At 66.6% G+C, this 4,568-nt stretch carries 3 protein-coding genes; 2 read left to right on the forward strand and 1 reads right to left on the reverse strand.

From position 1 onward, the window contains the following. Positions 1 to 140 precede the first annotated feature (140 nt). Together ACP5E6_RS13845 and ACP5E6_RS13850 are read left to right on the forward strand one after the other, a co-directional pair. Complete coding sequence (locus tag ACP5E6_RS13845) at positions 141 to 857, forward strand: hypothetical protein (RefSeq protein ID WP_427954903.1); 717 nt, start codon at positions 141 to 143, stop codon at positions 855 to 857. A 237-nt stretch (positions 858 to 1,094) separates the two neighbouring features. Then, a complete protein-coding gene (locus tag ACP5E6_RS13850) occupies positions 1,095 to 2,633 on the forward strand; it encodes a DHA2 family efflux MFS transporter permease subunit (protein ID WP_427954904.1) in 1,539 nt (512 codons plus the stop codon). A 17-nt stretch (positions 2,634 to 2,650) separates the two neighbouring features. On the opposite strand, the gene ACP5E6_RS13855 is transcribed toward ACP5E6_RS13850, so the two are convergent. Continuing rightward, complete coding sequence (locus tag ACP5E6_RS13855) at positions 2,651 to 4,513, reverse strand: AMP-binding protein (protein ID WP_427954905.1); 1,863 nt, start codon at positions 4,511 to 4,513, stop codon at positions 2,651 to 2,653. Positions 4,514 to 4,568: the final 55 nt, after the last annotated feature.

The following is a 4,568-nucleotide window of genomic DNA, read 5'->3' on the forward strand; positions in this document are numbered from 1 at the left end:
AACGACCACGTAACCGGTCGAGAGTAGAGCGTTATGCTTTCAGCTTAACGCTCTAGTTCTATATTTTTTCGAGCGATATGCGATTATGTTGCCGCTGCCGCGTCAACTTAATCGCATATCGCTCTAGAGGGAGAGTTGACGTGCAGGATCATGATCCGTCGCGGCGTTCGGTATGGCTCGGCGGTATCGCGCTGGCCGGGGTGATGGCGGCGGGCGGCGTTGCGCGCGGGCAGGGGATTTCGTTGAATTTCACCTTCGGCTCGCCGGGGTACAATGTGGGGTATTGGGCACCGCCGCCGTATTATCAGCGGTATTATCCGCCATCGCTCTACGCGCAGTATGTGATGTGGTATTATTATCCGTCGTTGTATTACCGGTATTATTACGCGCCGCCGCCGCCCCCGCCGCCGGGGATTCCGCGTCCGCCGCGTCCGCCCTATGGCGCGCCGCCGCCGCCGCCGCCGGATCGGTTTTTTTCAGGGCTGCGGATGCCGCGGCCCGGACGCTATCCCGGCGCGCCGCATCCGCGGCCGGGTGGCCCGATTCCGCAATGGGGTCCGTCCTTCGCACCGCCTGGCGGGCCTCCGGGCGGGTATCGGGCCGGCGGGCCGCCGGGGCGTCGGCCGGAGAGGGGACCAGAGAGGGGACCAGCGGGCGGGCCGCCGCGTGGCGGTCCTGGCGGTCCTGGTGGTCCTGGTGGTCCGGGGCGACCCCAGGGGCCGGGTGGGCGGCCGGGACCGGGTGGGCCGCAACGGGGGCGGCCGCAGGGTCACGGCGGGCCAGACGGGAACGGCGGGCCGGGGGGTGGTCCGGGTAATGGTCCCGGTGGGGGGCCGGGCGGCGGGCAGCATCCGTGATCGCGGAGCCAATGCGGTGCGGCCAGGGTCGCGCATCTAGAGTGTGATGGTTTCAGCATAACGCTCTAGAATTATATTTTTTCGAGCGATTTCATGCGATTATGTTGCCGCTGCCGCGTCAACTTAATCGCATATCGCTCTAGGGTGGCGCATCTCGGATTGCGCGCATAGGTGTTATCCGGACTGGTTGCGTGATCGCGGCTATGCAGCGCTCACGGGATCGGCGATTATGCCAGCATGTCTGCCTCATCAATCGTCGATCATCATGCCCATGGCCTGGAGACGCGCCCGAAGGTGGCGCTGGTGCCGTTGACGTTGGGCGCCGGCCTCGGGTTGGGGCTGGGGTCGTTCGCGGGCGGCGCGTTGCAGAGTATTTATCCCTATGTCGCGGGAACGCTGGCGACGAGCAGCGATCACGCCTTGTGGACCCTGACCTATTTTCTGGTCCACTGGGCGCTGGGCATTGCGCTGATGCCCTGGTTCGCGCGCAAATTCGGGCTGAAGCGGTTGTTCATTCTGAGCATGATCGTGCTCGCCGCGAGTTGTTTTCTGGCGATTCTGGCGCCGTCGCTGACGTTGATGCTGATCGCGCGGTCGATCCAGGGGGTTGCCGCCGGGATTCTGGTGCCGCTGGTGCAGACGTTGCTGCTGACCAATTACCCCAAGCGGCATCAGACCCTGGCGGTCGCGCTGTGGAGCAATGTGATGCTGGTGCCGTTTTTTCTGGGCCCGGCGTTCGGCGGCTGGCTGGCGACCAATTATTCGTGGCTTGATATTTTCTGGCTGGTGATCCCGCTCTCGGCGGTTGCGATCGGTCTGGTGCAGGTCGCGTTGCCGAACGACCGGCCGAGGGTGGCGCCGCCGAAATTCGATCTGGTCGGGCTGGTGCTGCTGTGGCCGGGGCTGATTGCGTTGCAGATCGTGCTCGATCAGGGCGAGCAATTCGGCTGGTTCCGCTCCGTGTTCATCAGCCATGTCGCGCTGATCGCGGCGAGTTTGCTGGGTCTGTTCGTGATTTGGGAATTGTTCGAGCCGGTGCCGCTGTTGCAGTTGCGGCTGCTGGCGCGGCGCAATTTCGGCTTCGGCTTGCTGCTGCTGTGCCTTGGCTGGTCGATTTTTGTTGGCTGGAGCTCGATTTTGCCGCTGTGGTCGGAATCCGATCTGGGGTTCAACGGCTGGTGGGGCGGCGTGTTGCTGGTGCCGCTGGCCGCGACCGCGATTCCGATCGCCGCCGTGATGAGCCGGTTGACCCGTCTGATCAGTCTGCGGGGTCTCGCGGTCGGGTGTTTCCTGATTTACGGCGGGGCCTATGGGCTGGCGTTTTTCAACCCCGCGGTCGGGCTTGGCGCGACGATGCCGAGCGAACTGGTTCAGGGTATCGCGGTCGGGATGCTGTTCGTGCCGCTCACCATGATCGTGCTGGGCGACGTGGCGCCCGAGGATATCGCGATCGCCTCGACCACGAGCAATTTCATCCGGGTTTCCAGCGCCAATCTGGGGGTCACGCTGCTGACCACGTTGTGGCAGCGCCAGACCGCCCATATCCAGGATCATCTGCGCAGCGACATGCCGCGGGCCGCCGCCCGGTCATGGATCAGCCAGATGCAGGCGCATGGATTGTCGCATGATGGCGCGGTTGCGCTGCTCGATCATGAGGCGCGCGTTATCGCCGAGACCTGGAGTCTTGATAATGCGTTGCGCCTGTCGGCCTATATCTGCCTCGCGGCGGCGGTGATGGCGCTGGTGCTGCTGCGCGCGCCGCGAAGGGCGGGGTAGCGCGAGCGTCGGCGGGGTTAGGCGGTGGTGCCCTCGTCGGTCAGCCGGCCGGCGATCTGGCTCAGGACGCTGGCGTCTTCGATGGTCGGGGGGATCACCGGGTCGAGGCCGTTGGCGATTTGTTTCATCGTCGCGCGCAGGATTTTGCCGGAGCGGGTTTTGGGCAGGCGCTGGACGATCAGGGCCGTCTTGAACGCCGCCACGGGGCCGATGCGGGCGCGGACCAGGGCGACCAGCTCGGCGGCGATGTCGGGTTCGGCGCGGGTGACGCCGGTTTTGAGCACCACCAGCCCCAGCGGAACCTCGCCCTTGATGTCATCGTGACGGCCGATCACCGCGCATTCGGCGACATCGGGATGGGCGGCCAGGACTTCCTCCATCGCGCCGGTCGAGAGCCGGTGGCCGGCGACGTTGATGATGTCGTCGGTGCGGCCCATCACCCAGATGTCGCCATCGGCATCGACGGCGCCGGCATCGCCGGTGCGGTACCAGCCGGGAAACGCATCGAGATAGGCGCGGCGATAGCCGGCATCGTCCTGCCACAGGGTGGGCGCGCAGCCCGGCGGCAGGGGCAGGCGGATCGATAGCTGGCCCACCTCGCCCGGGGGCAGCACGGCGCCGAGCGGATCGAGGGCTTGAACGTCGTAGCCCGGACAGGCGCGGCCGCCGGAACCGGGTTTGAACGGCGTGAGGCCGGTGCCGCGAAACCGCGCGCTGATCGGCCAGCCGGTTTCGGTCTGCCACCAATTGTCGATCACCGGCTTGTCGAGCAGGGTTGCGATCCAGATCGCGGTCGGCGGATCGCAGCGCTCGCCGGCGAGGAACAGGGCTTCGAGACGGGAAAGATCGTAACGCCCGATCAACGCACCCTCCGGGTCCTGCTGCTTGATCGCGCGCAGCGCGGTGGGCGCGGTGAACAGGGTTTTCACCTGGTGCTGCTGGCAGACCCGCCAGAACGCGCCCGCATCCGGCGTGCCGACCGGCTTGCCCTCGTACATCACCGAGGTCACGCCCGCGAGCAGCGGCGCATAGACGATGTAGGAATGCCCGACCACCCAGCCGACATCGGAGGCGGTCCACATGACCTCGCCGGGGCGGACGCCGAAAATCAGGGGGATCGAATGGGCGAGCGCGACCGCGTGGCCGCCGTTATCCCGGAGGATACCCTTGGGCTTGCCGGTGGTGCCTGAGGTGTAGAGCACGTAGAGCGGGTCGGTCGCGGCGACGGGCACCGGATCATGCGGGGATGCCGCGGCCTCGGCCGTGCTGAAATCCTCGTCGCGCCCGGCGCGGAGGTCGGCGCGCAAGGCGTCGCGCTGAAACATGAGAACGCCGGCGGGGTGATGCGCGGCCAGGGCGAGGGCGGCATCGAGAATCGGTTGATACGCGACCACCCTGCCAGGCTCCAGCCCGCAGGACGCGGCAATCACCAGTTTCGGCGCCGCCGCGTCGATCCGCGCGGCGAGTTCGGGGGCAGCGAAGCCGCCGAATACCACCGAATGCACGGCGCCGAGCCGCGCGCAGGCCAGCATCGCGATGGCGGCCTCGGGTATCATTGGCATGTAGATCACCACGCGATCACCCTTGGTCACGCCGCGGGACGCCAGGGCGCCGGCGAGCCTGGCCACGCGGTCACGCAGGGTGCGATAGGTCAGGCGCTCGATCCGCCCTTCCATCGCGCTGTCCCAGATCAGGGCGAGCCGGTCGCCCGCGCCGGCGGCGACATGCCGGTCGAGGCAATTCGCCGCGGTATTGAGGACGCCGCCGGTGAACCAACGCCCGAACGGCCCCTGCGCGGGGTCGAACACATGATCGTAGGGTTCGATCCAATCGATCGATTTCGCGGCCTCGGCCCAATAGGACACATTGGTTTCTGACATCGTTTCCCCCGGAGCGCGAGAGTACCACAAGCGGCGATTCAGGGAAGTCAGGCGA

Origin of the sequence: Acidiphilium sp. (assembly GCF_049977125.1) — a bacterium.
Taxonomy (GTDB): domain Bacteria; phylum Pseudomonadota; class Alphaproteobacteria; order Acetobacterales; family Acetobacteraceae; genus Acidiphilium.

What these genes read in the sequence shown, in the direction of transcription:
- ACP5E6_RS13850 (WP_427954904.1), top strand. Translation starts at nt 1,095, where the DNA reads ATGTCTGCCTCATCAATCGTCGATCATCATGCCCATGGCCTGGAGACG.
- ACP5E6_RS13855 (WP_427954905.1), bottom strand. Translation starts at nt 4,513, where the DNA reads ATGTCAGAAACCAATGTGTCCTATTGGGCCGAGGCCGCGAAATCGATC.